Origin of the sequence: Thermomonospora curvata DSM 43183 (assembly GCF_000024385.1) — a bacterium.
GTDB lineage: Bacteria > Actinomycetota > Actinomycetes > Streptosporangiales > Streptosporangiaceae > Thermomonospora > Thermomonospora curvata.
The window spans coordinates 2,804,010-2,818,349 of record NC_013510.1 but is presented as its reverse complement, the minus strand read 5'-3'; the positions used below and the strand labels follow the sequence as shown (position 1 = coordinate 2,818,349).

Below are 14,340 nucleotides of genomic sequence, written 5' to 3'. Positions count from 1 at the left end.
GGGCGGCTCAGCGGGGCCGCAGGGCGTCGATGTGGGAGGCGATCAGCTTCTCCACGGCGTCGGCGGCCAGTGCCGCGGGGTCGAAGACCAGCTGCAGGGTGAGCCCGTCGGCCACGGCGATGAGCCAGGCCGCGGTCGCCTCGCAGTCCAGGTCGGCGCGGAAGACGCCGGCGCGCCGGCCGGCCCGGAGGATCTCGGCGTACTGCCGCCGCCAGCGCGCATAGACCTCGCGCTGCAGCGCCGCGACCTCCTGCCGGACCAGGGCCCGGTCCAGGAAGGCCAGCCAGGCGCGGGCCTCGGCGCGCCGTTCGGCGTCCAGCGGCAGCACCGCGGTGATCGCATGGTGCAGCAGGTCGGCGGGGTCCCGTTCGGCGGAGACGGCCGCCACCCTGCGGCCGACCCGCCGGGCGACCTCGACGAAGGCGGCGGCCAGCAGCTCGTCCTTGTCGGCGAAGTAGTGCGCCAGGGCGCCGGTGGACAGCCCCGCGGCGGCGGCCGCCCGGCGGACCGTCACGCCTTCTGCGCCCTCCTCGGCCACCAGCGCCAGGACGGCGGAGATGATCTCGGCCCGCCGGGCTTCATGATCGACCACTCGCGGCATGGTGGTAGCGTACCGGATGTAACACGGACGTTCGAAATAAAAACGGAGCGGTCGATGCGAGGGAACGGAACGCACAGGGATGTCGGCGGCCTGCTGTGGTTCTACGGCGTGACCATCGCCGCCACCTGGCTGTGTTATGCGCCTCCCGTCGTGGCGGCGCGGCGCGGCGAGCCCTTCGACCCCGGCCTGACGGGGCTGTTCGCGCTGGGCGGGATCCTCGCCCCGGCGTTGACGGCGTGCGCGCTGGCCGCGCTGCGGGGAGGCCGGCGGGAACTGCGCGATCTTTTGGGCATGGCCCTGCGCGGGCGCTTCCCGCTCCGCTGGTATCTGGTGGTCGTGGCGGTGCCGTTCGCCGTGCCGCTGGCGGCCGTGGCGCTGGACGGCCTGCTGGCGGGCGCCGTGCCGGCCGTCTGGGCGGTGGCGCCGACCGCCCAGACGCTCGCCACGTTCTGGATCGCGCCGATCGGGGAGGATTTGGGCTGGCGCGGCTATGCCCTGTCGCGGATCCTGGCGCTGGGCGGCCCGATGACGGCGAGCCTCGTGCACGGCGTGCTGTGGGCGCTGTGGCACCTGCCGATGTTCTTCATCCCCGGCACCGCCCAGGCCGACCAGTCGCTGCCGCTGTTCATCGTCCAGCTCGTCGGGGCGAGCATGCTCTTCACCCGGGTGTTCCTGGCCACCGGCGGAAGCGTGCTGGCCATGATGCTGATGCACGCCGCCGCCAACCTGGCCTTCAACACCGTTCCGGTGTTCGCCGGCGAGGGCGGCAACGGCACGCGGACCGCGCTGATGTCCCTGCTGTACCTGGCGGTGGGGGTCGCCGCCCTGGCCCGGCGACCGCGCGCCGGCGGCGCGGTCAGGGCCGGCGCGCTTGCGCCGACAGCCCGGTGAGGATCAGCTCCAGACCCGCGGTGAAGCGGGCGTCCCAGTCCACGGGGGGCTCGCCGGGGGAGGGGCCGCGCATCTCCAGCGCCGCCTGGCCGATCACATAGCCGAGCAGGGCGTGCGCGCCGTCGGCGGCGGCCCCTTCGGGCAGCCCCGCCCGGTACAGGATCTCCCGCACCGAGGCGGCGGTGTCGGTGAGGGCGGCCGGGTTGCGCCGGGTGACCACCAGCGGCAGCACTCCCGAGTGCGCCATCAGCCGGGCCCGGTAGGCGGCCGCCCACTCCCGCAGCGCCTGCCGCCAGTCGCCGCCGGGCCGGGCCGGCAGCACGGCCACGTGGGAGACCAGCCCGTCCAGCAGCTCTTCCTTGCCGCGCGGCATGTGGTGGTAGATCGCCATCGCCTCGACCTGCAGGGCGTCGCCGAGCCGGCGCATGGTGAGCCGGCCCAGGCCCTGACCGTCGACGATGTGCAGCGCCGCCTCGATGATCCGGTCGCGGGTGAGCGGCGGCCGGTTGTGCGCCGCCATGCCGGGCTGTCTGACCATGGGATGACCTTACTGCGTAAAGGGGGCGGGTGGTATGTCACACCCCCGACAAGGGCCGAATCTGCCGGCTGACCCCACACCGGAGCGGCAGTGCGCGTACCCTGTCGTCCGGATGCGATCGTGAGAGGAAGGACCGCCATGCTGCTGGGCCGCCGGGTGTCCAAGGACGTCATGGAGCGGTACGCCGCCGATCAGGAGCTGGCCGCCGCCTACCGCGACAAGCTGGCCGCCGCCACCGCGGCCGAGGACGAGCTGCGGCGTGCGCGGGCAGAAGGGGCGGCGCGTCCCGGCGAGGAGCTGCGCGCCCTGGCGGTCGCGCTGGACCGGGCGCTGACCGAGGCGTTGCGGGCCGCCGAGGCGGCCGAGCGGGTGGCCATGGGCCCGAAGGTCTACGTCCCCCAGGACGCCAAGGACCCCGCCAAGGCCCGCCGGGAGGCCGAGATCGCCCGCCGCAAGGCCAAGGCCCGTCCCTCGGTGAAGCCCTGGACCGAGGAGGTCAACCGGCTGCGCACCGCCCGCGAGGCGCACCGGCTCAGCTACCGGGTGGGTCCCCGCGTGGCGGCCTGACGGCACGGCCGGCCGCGCCGCCGCGCGCAAAGGAGACGGGATCGCGATGCGGCCGGGTGCTCCCCGGGGGGTGAGGATCTACCCGCCCGGGGATGCGCCACTGCCGCCGTGTGCTGGACGATGCTGGAGCACGTCCGTGGACAGTCGGGGGACGGGGAGATTCCTTGGAGCACACGCCGCCTGATCGGCATCGTCTGCTGGAGTCCTACCGGGCCGGGGTGCACGCGATCCGCAGGCTGGCCGCGCAGGTGGAGGACTGGTCGGTTCCCACGCCCTGCACCGAGTGGACGGCGCTGGATCTGGCCGGGCATCTGCGCTGCGTGGCCGAGAACCAGCTGGAGTACCTGCAGGACGCGCCCCACAGCCGGCTGGCCAAGCTGTTCGCCCAGAACGCCCCGGCGGCGGTGCTGATCCGCCAGCAGGCCCGGCAGAACGCCGCCGAGCTGGCGGTGCTGCCCGCCGCCTCCGGGCCGGAACGGATCTTGACCTTCACCGTGTCGGCGGACGCCTACGCCGACCTGCTGCCGGACGCCTGGGACCGCCTTCACCTGGTCTACCGGGGCACGGAGTACACGGTCGGCGACTATGCCGGGGCGGCGTGCCTGGAGTGGCACTTGCACGCCTGGGACCTGGCCCGCGCCATCGGCCTGGACCACCGGCCCGCCGACCCGCAGCTGCTGGCGGACGCCTGGCGGCGGGGGGTGCCTCACCTGCCGCTGATCGACGGGGACGACCCGTGGGAGGCGGTGCTGCGCTCTTCGGGCCGCTCCCCTCACTGGCCCCGGGTGGAGCACCCGCTGAAGACCAGGCTCGCCGCCCGGGCCGGCTGACGGCCCTTCACCGGGGCACAGGCCGCGAGTCTCATCTCTTCACAGGCGATCGGTTTCGCCGTGCGCATGTTGTATCGCCGCGGGTACATGATCGGCCGTCCCCCGTAACGCGGCGTTCCTAGCTTCCACGGTGTCCACGCAGACATCTGGAGGCGGAACGATGACGGTTCTGACCGACCCGCAACAAGGCCGCACGACCTCCGCGGCGAGGTCTGCGGTCAAAGGCGGCCGCTGGATCGACGATTGGGAGCCGGACGACGCGGACTTTTGGGCCAGGACCGGCCGTCGGGTCGCCGCGCGCAACCTGGTCTTCTCCATCCTCACCGAGCACCTGGGCTTTTGCGTCTGGCTGCTGTGGAGCATCGCGGTGCTGAACCTGCAGTCGGTGGGCATGCAGCTGTCGGTGGGCCAGATCCTGTGGCTGACCACGCTGCCCAACCTGGTCGGCGCGGCGATGCGCATCCCCTACACCTTCGCCCCCGCCCGTTTCGGCGGGCGCAACTGGACGATCGTCAGCGCGCTGCTGCTGCTGATCCCCTGTGGTCTGTTCGTCTACGCCGTGGAGAACCCCGACATTCCCTACTGGGCGCTGCTGCTGATCGCGGCGACCACCGGCCTGGGCGGCGGCAACTTCGCCTCCTCGATGGCCAACATCACCCACTACTACCCGACCGACAAGCAGGGCCTGCCACTGGGGCTGAACGCCGCCGGCGGGAACATCGGAGTCAGCGTCACCCAGCTGGCGATGCCTCCGCTGATCGTGGCGTTCGGGCTGGCCGCCGTCGGCTGGGTGTGGATGCCCTTCATCCTGCTGGCCGCCGCGGGCGCCTACTTCTTCATGAACAACCTGCGCGGCGCCGCCTCCGCCTACACGGCCAAAGAGATGATCGCCGGCTGCAAGGACCGGCAGACGATCATCATGTCGGTGCTCTACATCGGCACCTTCGGCTCGTTCATCGGCTACTCCTTCACCTTCGGGGTACTGATCACCTCACAGTTCCCGGGCATCAAGGCCTCCGACTTCATCTGGCTGGGCGCCTTCGCCGGATCCCTGGCCCGGCCGCTGGGCGGCTGGCTGGCCGACCGGTTCGGCGGTGCCCGGGTCACCATGCTCGACTTCCTGCTGATGGGGCTGGGCATCGTCGCGGTGGCCGTCGCGGTGCAGGCCGGCAGCTGGCCGTTGTTCCTGGCGGCCTTCCTGTTCGTGTTCGTCGCCACCGGCATCGGCAACGGCTCCACCTACAAGATGATCCCGGCCATCTTCCGGACCCGGGCGATGCAGGGAGTGGACGCCGGCGATGCCGCGGCGGTCAAGTCGGCCCTGGCCGCGGCGCGCCGGGCCGCGGCGGCCTCGATCGGCATCTCCTCGGCGGTCGGTGCGCTGGGCGGGGTGCTGATCCAGCAGGCCTTCCGCATCTCGCTGGAGTCGGTCGGCGGGATCGGCCCGGCGCTGGCCGGCCTGGCGGTCTTCTATGGCCTGTGCGTGGCGCTCACCTGGGCGACCTACCTGCGCAAGGTCCACATCGGCGGGGTGCGGATGAGCCTGGCGCAGGCGGGGGTCTGACCGGCCGGCGCCCGGTCCGGCCGGGGACGCCGCGGCCTTTCGTCCCCTGGTGCCGGCGGCCCGCGGAGCAAAGGGCCGGGCGTGAGGGCGGCACCGGTGGCCTGCACCGGTGCCGCCTCGCCGTCGTCCCCCCGTGGCCTGCTGTGTCAGGCGTGGTCGGCGACCAGTTCCGCGCTGCGGGGATCGGCGGCGCGGGCGCAGTGCGCGCTGCAGTACCAGTGCCGGTTCACCTCGACCCCGTGGCCGAGGATCCGGCACGAGCAGTGCTCGCAGATCGGCGCCATCTTGGTGATGGCGCATTCGAAGGAGTCGAAGGTGTGCACCGCTCCCTGTGCGTGCACCTCGAAGGCCAGCTCATAGTCGTTGCCGCAGACCTCGCATTCGGCCATGGCGTTTCCCCCCTGGTTCACCGGCCCGTGCGTACCCCGGTCACCTACCCGGCGGCGCGGCGTGCTACCCCTTCGCCGGCCCCGTCGGGGCGTTTCCGCGCCGCCGTGGCGGGCCTGGTCAGCGGGTGAGCCGCAGCGCCGCCCCGAACCCGGGCTCATAGCCGTCCTCCAGGTAAACCGTGCGGCCCTCGGCGATGCCGCGCAGGCTGGGGATCATCCGGCGGGCCACATGGGGGGCGGCCAGTTCGGGGATCTGCTCGGGGGTGACCATCGCATGGTCGGACAGCTCGTCGGGGGGCAGCCGGATGCCGCTGATCTCCTCGGCGGTGACGCTGCCGCCGAACACGAACACGTTGACCGCATCGGCCCCGCCGTGCCCGCCGTTCGGCGGTCCCCAGTCCACGCAGACCAGCCCGGTCAGTCGGGGGGTGAAACCGAGTTCCTCTTGGCATTCGCGGATGCAGGCGGCCAAGGGGGATTCGCCGTGCTCGATCACTCCGCCAGGCAGGAACCAGCCCTCTTTGTAGGTGGGTTTGACCAGCAGCACCCGGCCCCTGTCGTCTTGCAGCAGGGCCGCGGCGGCGCCCCGGGTACGGGGAAGAGAGGCGTAATAAGCAGCGTCCGGCATGGCATGAGGCTAAGCGCTGCGCGGCCGTCCTCTTCGGGGGGCGCGGCCGCAACCGTCTGCGGAAACGCCTGTGGCCGTCGATCCGTTCGCAAGCGCGGCTCAGGGCGCCGAATGGCGTTCACGCATCCGGCGGAAAAGCGGGGGATGCGAGCGCCCGCCCACGGCCCCTCACCGCCGTGGAGCGTGCCAAAACAACGCTCTGACCTCAGCGAATGCGTCCTCGTGAGCCGCTTTTAACACCCGGGACACAACCGAGACCCGCTCATGAAACGCCCCCCGCACACGATCGGCCCCATGGCGGTGAGTGAACACATGAGTCCAGAGCGCCTCCCCCGGGCGCCGGCGACGGTCGCGGGCACCCCCACCCACTGCCCGTACTGCGCCCTGCAGTGCGGCATGACGGTGGGGGGAAGCCCGGTGCGGGTGGAGCCCCGCACGGACGTGCCGGCCAACCGCGGCGGGCTGTGCCAGAAGGGGTGGACGGCCGCCGAGCTGCTGACCGTCCCCGACCGGCTGACCACGCCGCTGATGCGGGCGCACCTGGGGGCGCCGCTGGAGCCGTGCACCTGGGAGGAGGCGCTGGAGCGGATCACCGCCGAGATCACCCGGCTGCAGGAGCGGCACGGCCCGGACGCGGTCGGAGTCTTCGGCGGCGGCGGGCTCACCAACGAAAAGGCCTACCAGCTGGGCAAGTTCGCCCGGATCGCGCTGCGCACCTCGCAGATCGACTACAACGGCCGCTTTTGCATGTCCTCGGCCGCCGCCGCGCTGAACCGGGCGTTCGGGCTGGACCGGGGACTGCCGGGGCCGATCACCGACCTGGCCCGGGCCGATGCGATCCTGCTGGCCGGGGGGAACCCGGCCGAGACCATGCCGCCGTTCATGCGGCACCTGACGCAGATGCGCGAGCGCGGCGGCGCGTTGATCGTCGTCGACCCGCGCCGCACCGCCACCGCCCGGCAGGCCGATCTGCATCTGCAGCCGTCCCCCGGCACCGATCTGGCGCTGGCCAACGGGCTGCTGCACGTGGCCATCGAAGAGGGCTTCCTGGATGAGGCGTTCATCGCCGAACGCACCAGCGGGTTCGAGGCGGTGCGGGTGTCGGTGAACGCCTACTGGCCGGAGCGGGTGGAGCGCATCACCGGCGTGCCGGTGCCGCACCAGCGCGAGGCCGTGCGGCTGCTGGGCCGCGGCGCCCGCGCGCTGATCCTCACCGCCCGCGGCGCCGAGCAGCACGCCCATGGCACCGACACCGTCACCGCCTTCATCAATTTGGCGCTGGCGCTGGGGCTGCCCGGCCGGGAGGGCGGCGGCTACGGCTGCCTGACCGGGCAGGGCAACGGCCAGGGCGGGCGCGAGCACGGGCAGAAGGCCGACCAGCTGCCCGGCTACCGCAGGATCGACGACCCGGCCGCCCGCGCGCACGTGGCCGCGGTGTGGGGGGTGGACCCCGGCATCATCCCCGGCCCCGGCCGCAGCGCCTTCGAGCTGCTGGAGGCGCTGGGCACCGAGCACGGCCCCAAGGCGCTGCTGCTGTTCGGCTCCAACCCGGTGGTGTCGGCGCCGCGTTCCCGGCGCATCGAGGAACGGCTGAACTCCCTGGAGTTCCTGGCGGTGTCGGACTTTGTGCTCTCAGAGACCGCCCGGCGGGCCGATGTGGTGCTGCCCACCACCCAGTGGGCCGAGGAGTCCGGCACGCTGACCAACCTGGAGGGGCGGGTGCTGCGCCGCCGCCGCGCGGTGGACCCGCCCCCGGGCGTCCGCAGCGACCTGCAGATCCTGGCCGAGCTGGCCGGGCGGCTGGGCGCGCCGGGCACCTGGAGCGCCGACCCGGCCGAGGTGTTCGACGAGCTGCGCGCCGCCAGCGCCGGCGGGCCGGCCGACTATTCGGGCATCACCTATGAGCGGATCGACGCCGAAGGCGGGGTGTTCTGGCCGTGCCCGTCGCCGGACCATCCCGGCACGCCCCGTCCCTTCCTTGAGCGTTTCCACACCCCCGATGGGCGGGCCCGGTTCGTCCCGGTCGACTACGGCGGCGTCGCCGAGCGCATCGACGCCGATTACCCCGTCTACCTGACCACCGGCCGGGTGCTGGCGCACTACCAGAGCGGGGCGCAGACCCGCAGGATCGCCCCGCTGGTGGAGCGCGCGCCCGAGCCGTTCGCCGAGATGCATCCCGATCTGGCCGCGCGGCTGGGCGTGCGCGAGGGCGCGCTGGTACGGGTGTCCAGCCGCCGCGGCTCCGTGGTGGTGCGGGCCTGTCTGGTGGAGACCATCCGGCACGACACCGTGTTCATCCCCTTCCACTGGGCGGGGGAGGGACGCGCCAATCTGCTGACCAATCCCGCGCTCGACCCGCTGTCTCGGATGCCGGAGTTCAAGGTGTGCGCCGTGCGGGTCGAGCCGTATGAACGGAACGGAGCCGCTCAGTGAACCCTGTCCCGCACGCCGTCCAGGACCGGCCCGGCGAGGGCGGGCGCCGCTCGGGGCCGCGGGCCGGTGACGCCGGGCCGATCGTCGTCGTCGGCAACGGCATGGCCGGCTCGCGGTTCGTCACCGATCTGCGCCGGCGCGACCCGCATGTGCCGGTGACGGTGTTCGGCGCCGAGCCGCAGCAGCCCTACAACCGGATATTGCTGTCGAACGTGCTGGCCGGCGTGGCCCGGCCGGAGCAGATCGGCCTGGTGGAGGCGTCCTGGTACGCCGAGCACCGGGTGGACGCCCGCCTGGGCGTGGCGGTCACCCGCATCGACCGCAAGGCCCGCGTGGTGCACGCCGCCGACGGCAGCGTGACCCCTTATGGGACGCTGGTGCTCGCCACCGGCAGCACCGCGGTCGTGCCGCCGCTGAAGGGCGCCGAGGACGGCCTGCCCGCCGGTGCGCTGCCCTTTCGCACGCTGGAGGACTGCCGCAAGATCTTGGAGCTGGCCGGTGCCGCCGACCGGGCCGTGGTGGTCGGCGGGGGCCTGCTGGGCATCGAGGCCGCCCGCGGGCTGGCCGGGCGCGGCCTGCCGGTGACGGTGGTGCACCAGGCCGGGCACTTGATGGAGCGTCAGCTCGACCCCGGCGCCGGCAAGGTCCTGGCGCGCACCCTCGACCGTCTGGGCGTCCGGGTCCGCCTGCAGGCCGCCGTCCGGGCGCTGCGCACCGAGGGCGAGGGGGAGGAGCGGCGGGTCGTCGGCGTCGAGCTGGACACCGGCGAGTTCTTGCCGGCCGAACTGGTGATCTTGGCCTGCGGGGTGCGGCCGCAGGTGCGGCTGGCCCGCGCGGCGGGGCTGGCCGTCGAGCGCGGGATCGTGGTCGATGAGATGCTGCGTTCGGTGACCGACCCGGCGGTGCGGGCGATCGGCGAGTGCTCCCAGTACGGGCGGACGGTCTACGGGCTGGTGGCGCCCGCCTGGCAGCAGGCGACCGTGCTGGCCGACCTGCTGTCGGGGGCCGACCGCGGGGCGCGCTTCACCGGCGCCCGGCAGATCACCCGCCTCAAGGCCGCCGGCGTGGAACTGGCGGCGATGGGGGACAGCCGGCTGGGCGACGAAGACCCCCAGGTGGAGGTCGTGCAGTTCTCCGACCCGGCTCGCGGCACCTACAAGAAGGTCGTCGTCCGGGAGGACCGGCTGGTCGGGGCGATCCTGCTGGGGGAGACCGGCACCGCCGGCACGCTCGCCCAGCTGTATGACCGGGCGGCGCCGCTGCCTTCGAACCGGCTCGGCCTGCTGTTTCCGGGACTGGACGGCGGCATGGGCGACTCGCCGGCCCGGCTGCCGGACGCGGCGACGGTCTGCCACTGCAACAACGTCTCCAAGGGGCAGATCCGCGCCTGCTGGCGGCAGGGCGCCCGCAGCGCCGGCGAGGTGGCCGAGCGCACCCGGGCCGGCACCGGCTGCGGGACCTGCCGGGACGCGGTGGAGGACATCGTCCGCCGGCTGAACGAGCAGCAGGAGGCGGTGCCCGCCGGCTGACCCCGAACGAAAAAACTGAAAAACTTCTCAAAACCCGCCGTTTCCGGGCGGGTTTTTTCTTGGGAGAGGTCACGAGATGACCACGAAAGCATTTCAAGGTGAGCGGCTTTTAACACGCCGGTGACAAAGGAGACGCAACTGCGAAACGCCTTCTGCTGAGTATCACCCCATGGACGTCGGAGGGGATACCTACAGGCAGCTGGTCGTGGTCGGCCACGGCCCGGCCGGTCACCGGCTGGTGGAGACCCTGCGGGAACGGGACACCGCGGGCCTATGGCGGATCACCGTGATCGGGGAGGAACCCCGCCCCGCCTACGACCGGGTCGCGCTCACCTCCTACCTGACCGAGGAGGCGGACCTGACGTTTCCCGCGCATGACGCGCAGGTTACGGTCCGCACCGCAGAAACGGTCACCGGCATCGACCGCGCGGCCCGCACGGTCACCACCGCCTCGGGGGAGGTCATCGGCTACGACGCGCTGGTGCTGGCCACCGGCTCCGCCCCGTTCGTGCCCCCGGTGCCGGGCCGGGACCTGCCCGGCGTGTTCGTCTACCGCACCATCGACGACCTGGAGGCGCTGCGCGCCCACTGCATCGCCCGTCCCGGCGCCGCCGGCGTGGTGGTCGGCGGGGGCCTGCTGGGCCTGGAGGCGGCCCGGGCGCTGCAGGGCCTGGGCATCGACGTGCACGTGGTGGAAGCGGCGCCCTGGCTGATGCCGCGCCAGTTGGACGAGGGCGGCGGCGCCATGCTGCGCCGCCACATCCAGCAGCTGGGGCTGACGGTCCACACCGGCGCCCCGCTGCAGGGGCTGCACCCCGGCCCGGACGGCACGGTCGCCCAGGTGACCCTCGGCGACGGAACGGCGATCCGGGCGCAGGTGGTGGTCTTCTCCGCCGGCATCCGCCCCCGCGACGAACTGGCCCGCGCCTGTGGCCTGCCGGTGGGCGAACGCGGCGGCATCGTCGTGGACGCCACCTGCCGCACCGCGGACCCGGCGATCTTCGCCATCGGCGAGTGCGCCCTGGTCGACGGCACCGTCTACGGGCTGGTCGGCCCGTGTTTTGCGATGGCCGAGACGGTGGCCGACCACCTGGCGGCGCTGGCGAACGGCACCACCGCCCAGGCCGCCTTCGGCGGCGCCGACACCTCCACCAAGCTCAAGCTCATGGGCGTGGAGGTGGCCAGCTTCGGCGACCCGTTCGCCTCCCGGGCGGGCGGCGCCCTGGACGTCACCTACACCGACCCGGTCGCCGGCGTCTACAAAAAACTCGTCGTCAGCGACGACGCCCGCACCCTGCTGGGCGGCGTGCTGGTCGGCGACGCCTCCGCCTATCCCGCGCTGCGCACCCGCGTCGGCGCGCAGCTGCCCGGCAGCCCCGAGCAGATCCTGTTCGGCGGCACCGAGCCGCCCGGCGGCGAGCTGCCCGGCGATGCCGTCATCTGCAGCTGCAACAACGTCTCCGCCGAGACCATCCGCGGCGCCATCCGCGCCGAAAGCCTCACCGACGTGCCCGCCGTCAAGGAGTGCACCCGGGCCGGAACCTCGTGCGGAAGCTGCGTCCCGCTGGTGAAGAAGCTGCTGGACGCCGAGCTGACCGCGGCCGGCGTCCAGGTCGGCAAGGCCTTGTGCGAGCACTTCGACCACAGCCGCGCCGAGCTGTTCGACATCGTGCGCGTCCGCCAGATCACCACCTTCACCCAGCTGATCACCGAGCACGGCCGGGGCCGCGGCTGCGACATCTGCAAGCCGGTGGTGGCCTCGATCCTGGCCAGTCTGGGACGCGGCCACATCCTCGACGGCGAGCAGGCCGCCCTGCAGGACACCAACGACCACTTCCTGGCCAACATGCAAAAGAACGGCACCTACTCGGTGGTGCCGCGCATCCCCGGCGGGGAGATCACCCCCGAGAAGCTCATCGTGATCGGCGAGGTCGCCCGCGACTTCGGTCTCTACACCAAGATCACCGGGGGGCAGCGCATCGACCTGTTCGGGGCCCGGGTCGAGCAGCTGCCGAAGATCTGGAAGCGCCTGGTGGACGCCGGGTTCGAATCCGGCCACGCCTACGGCAAGGCGCTGCGCACGGTCAAATCCTGCGTCGGCTCCACCTGGTGCCGCTACGGGGTGCAGGACTCGGTGGGCATGGCGATCCGCCTGGAGCTGCGCTACCGGGGGCTGCGCGCCCCGCACAAGCTCAAGGCCGCCGTCTCCGGCTGCGCCCGCGAATGCGCCGAGGCGCGCAGCAAGGACTTCGGGGTCATCGCCACCGAACGGGGCTGGAACCTGTATGTGGGCGGCAACGGCGGCATGCGCCCCCGCCACGCCGACCTGTTCGCCTCCGACCTGGACGATGAGACGCTGGTCCGCTACATCGACCGGTTCTTGATGTTCTACATCCGCACCGCCGACCGGCTGCAGCGCACCGCCGGCTGGCTGGAGGAACTGGACGGCGGGATCGACTACCTGCGCGAGGTGATCATCGAGGACCGGCTGGGCATCTGCGCCGAGCTGGACGAGCAGATGGAACGCCACGTGGCCGGCTACTCCGACGAGTGGCGCGACACCCTGGAAGACCCCGAGAAGCTGCGCCGCTTCGTGTCCTTCGTCAACGCCCCCGACGTCCCCGACCCGAGCATCGTCTTCGAACCCGAACGCGACCAGATCAAGCCGGTACTGCTGGCCGGACCGAAGCTGGAGGTAGTGACCCGATGACCGCCGACGTGCAGACCGCGCCCGTCGTCCCGCCGCAGCCGACGACCCGCTGGCATCAGGTGTGCCGCTATGACGACCTGCTGCCCGAGCGCGGCGTGTGCGCGCTGGTGGAGGGCGTCCAGGTGGCGATCTTCCGGACCTTCGACGGGGAGCTGTTCGCCCTGTCCAACTTCGATCCCTTCAGCGGCGCCTACGTGATCGCCCGGGGCATCGTCGGCACCCGCGGCGGCATCCCCACCGTGGCCTCTCCCATGTACAAGCAGGTCTTCGACCTGCGCACGGGCCGCTGCCTGGACGACGGGCAGGTGGCGCTGCCGACCTTCCGCATCCGCCGCACCCCGGCCGGAGGGGTGGAGGTCGCGCTGTCATGACAACCGCGACCGATCCGGGGGTGGGCTCGGCCGGCCATGAACACTGACCATGAACCGCTCGCCGGGTTCGCGGTCGGGGTGACCGCGGCACGGCGGCACGAGGAGTTGGCCGCGCTGCTGGAACGGCGCGGGGCACGGGTGGTGCACGCCCCCGCGATCCGGCTGGTGCCGCTGGCCGACGACGCCGAACTGCTGCACGCCACCAACGTGTGCATCGCCGACAGGCTCGACTATGTCGTCGTCACCACCGCCATCGGTTTCCGCGCCTGGCTGGAGACGGCCGACGGCTGGGGGCTGCGCGACGCCTTGATCGAGCGGCTGCACAAGGCCCGCATCCTGGCCCGCGGCCCCAAGGCCCGCGGCGCCATCCGCTCGGCGGGCCTGCAGGAGGAGTGGTCGCCGGATTCGGAAAGCTGCCAGGAGCTGCTGCGTCACCTGCTGGCCGAGGACCTGACCGGCACCCGCATCGCGGTGCAGCTGTATGGGGAGCCGCTGCCGGACTTCACCGGCGCGCTGCGCGCCGCCGGCGCCGAGGTGATCGAGGTGCCGGTCTACCGCTGGTCGCGCACCGACGACTCCACGCCGCTGCGCCGGCTGGTGGGGCAGGCCGTGGCCGGCACCATCGACGCCATCACCTTCACCAGCGCCCCCGCCGTCACCGCCACGCTGGCGGTGGCGGCCGAGGACGGCCTGGAGGAGGCGTTGCTGGAGGCGCTGCGCACCCACACGGTGGCCGCCTGCGTCGGCCCGGTCACCGCCCAGCCGCTGACCGACCGCGGCGTACCCACCGTCCAGCCCGAGCGGGCCAGGATCGGGGCGCTGGTGCGGGCGCTGGCCGCCGACCTGCCGCGGCGGCGGGCCCGGCGGATCAACGTCCGCGGCCACACCCTGGAGCTGCGCGGGCACGCCGTCGTGCTGGACGGGCAGCTGCGGCCGATCGCCCCGGCGCCGATGGCGATCCTGCGGGCGCTGGCCCGCCGGCCCGGCCATGTGGTCTCCCGGGCCGAGCTGTGCACGGTGCTGCCCAGCCGGGTGATCACCGGAAGCGGCTGGGGCCGGGACGGCCGCCCGCAGGCCGATGAGCACGCGGTGGAGATGGCGGTGGCCCGGCTGCGGCGCGGCCTGGGCCGCTCGGGCATCGTGGAGACCGTGGTCAAACGCGGCTACCGGCTGGCCTGCGACCCGGTACGCACCGATCGTCCCTTTTGACGCGTCCTTTCGCGGGGCACAGAGGGCGGGCGCACATCGCCCGCCCTCTGTCATGCAGGCGAGCCCTTCCCAGCGGGAAG

The 14,340-nt window shown here is 72.9% G+C and carries 13 protein-coding genes; 9 read left to right on the top strand and 4 right to left on the bottom strand.

All coding sequences use genetic code 11. The annotated features are described in order from the left end of the window. Positions 1-7 precede the first annotated feature (7 nt). A complete protein-coding gene (locus TCUR_RS11985; protein WP_012852769.1) occupies positions 8-601 on the bottom strand; it encodes a TetR/AcrR family transcriptional regulator in 594 nt (197 codons plus the stop codon). A 54-nt stretch (positions 602-655) separates the two neighbouring features. On the opposite strand from TCUR_RS11985, the gene TCUR_RS11980 reads away from it, so the two are divergent. After that, on the top strand, positions 656-1,492 hold the full coding sequence (locus TCUR_RS11980) for a CPBP family intramembrane glutamic endopeptidase (protein WP_012852768.1): 837 nt from the start codon (positions 656-658) through the stop codon (positions 1,490-1,492). Here TCUR_RS11980 and TCUR_RS11975 read toward each other — a convergent pair. Then, positions 1,458-2,030 (bottom strand): TetR/AcrR family transcriptional regulator C-terminal domain-containing protein, encoded by a 573-nt coding sequence (locus tag TCUR_RS11975; protein WP_012852767.1) that lies wholly within the window; start codon positions 2,028-2,030, stop codon positions 1,458-1,460. The two genes, TCUR_RS11980 and TCUR_RS11975, sit on opposite strands and share 35 nt — an antisense overlap. A gap of 138 nt (positions 2,031-2,168) precedes the next feature. Here TCUR_RS11975 and TCUR_RS11970 point away from each other — a divergent pair, with 138 nt between their 5' ends. The 3 genes from TCUR_RS11970 (at position 2,169) to TCUR_RS11960 (ending at position 4,991) form a co-directional block, all read left to right on the top strand. Continuing rightward, positions 2,169-2,597, top strand: coding sequence for a hypothetical protein (locus TCUR_RS11970; RefSeq protein ID WP_012852766.1), 429 nt, complete (start codon positions 2,169-2,171; stop codon positions 2,595-2,597). Between the two features lie 164 nt (positions 2,598-2,761). Then, positions 2,762-3,427 carry a maleylpyruvate isomerase N-terminal domain-containing protein gene (locus TCUR_RS11965; protein WP_012852765.1) on the top strand — a complete coding sequence of 222 codons (666 nt, stop codon included), beginning with the start codon at positions 2,762-2,764 and terminating at the stop codon, positions 3,425-3,427. 160 nt (positions 3,428-3,587) lie between these two features. Beyond that, positions 3,588-4,991, top strand: a complete 1,404-nt coding sequence (locus TCUR_RS11960) for an MFS transporter (protein ID WP_012852764.1) — start codon at positions 3,588-3,590, stop codon at positions 4,989-4,991. Between the two features lie 146 nt (positions 4,992-5,137). On the opposite strand, the gene TCUR_RS11955 is transcribed toward TCUR_RS11960, so the two are convergent. Then, positions 5,138-5,380: a hypothetical protein gene (locus TCUR_RS11955; RefSeq protein ID WP_012852763.1), complete on the bottom strand. Its 243-nt coding sequence runs from the start codon at positions 5,378-5,380 to the stop codon at positions 5,138-5,140. Between the two features lie 118 nt (positions 5,381-5,498). Continuing rightward, entirely contained in the window at positions 5,499-6,008 is a 510-nt protein-coding gene (locus tag TCUR_RS11950; RefSeq protein WP_012852762.1) for an NUDIX domain-containing protein, read from the bottom strand. A 312-nt stretch (positions 6,009-6,320) separates the two neighbouring features. Between TCUR_RS11950 and TCUR_RS11945 the strand changes: the two genes are divergently transcribed. The 5 genes from TCUR_RS11945 to TCUR_RS11925 all read left to right on the top strand — a co-directional run bounded on the left by TCUR_RS11945 (position 6,321) and on the right by TCUR_RS11925 (position 14,260). Further along, positions 6,321-8,441: a molybdopterin oxidoreductase family protein gene (locus TCUR_RS11945; protein WP_012852761.1), complete on the top strand. Its 2,121-nt coding sequence runs from the start codon at positions 6,321-6,323 to the stop codon at positions 8,439-8,441. Beyond that, complete coding sequence (locus tag TCUR_RS11940; protein WP_245537037.1) at positions 8,438-9,970, top strand: FAD-dependent oxidoreductase; 1,533 nt, start codon at positions 8,438-8,440, stop codon at positions 9,968-9,970. Before TCUR_RS11945 ends, TCUR_RS11940 begins: the two co-directional genes overlap by 4 nt. A gap of 169 nt (positions 9,971-10,139) precedes the next feature. Then, positions 10,140-12,680 (top strand): nitrite reductase large subunit NirB, encoded by a 2,541-nt coding sequence (gene nirB, locus TCUR_RS11935; protein ID WP_012852759.1) that lies wholly within the window; start codon positions 10,140-10,142, stop codon positions 12,678-12,680. Continuing rightward, positions 12,677-13,051 (top strand): nitrite reductase small subunit NirD, encoded by a 375-nt coding sequence (nirD, locus tag TCUR_RS11930; RefSeq protein ID WP_012852758.1) that lies wholly within the window; start codon positions 12,677-12,679, stop codon positions 13,049-13,051. The genes nirB and nirD overlap by 4 nt, the downstream gene beginning before the upstream one ends. A gap of 36 nt (positions 13,052-13,087) precedes the next feature. After that, complete coding sequence (locus TCUR_RS11925) at positions 13,088-14,260, top strand: uroporphyrinogen-III synthase (RefSeq protein ID WP_012852757.1); 1,173 nt, start codon at positions 13,088-13,090, stop codon at positions 14,258-14,260. The last annotated feature ends 80 nt before the right edge of the window (positions 14,261-14,340 follow it).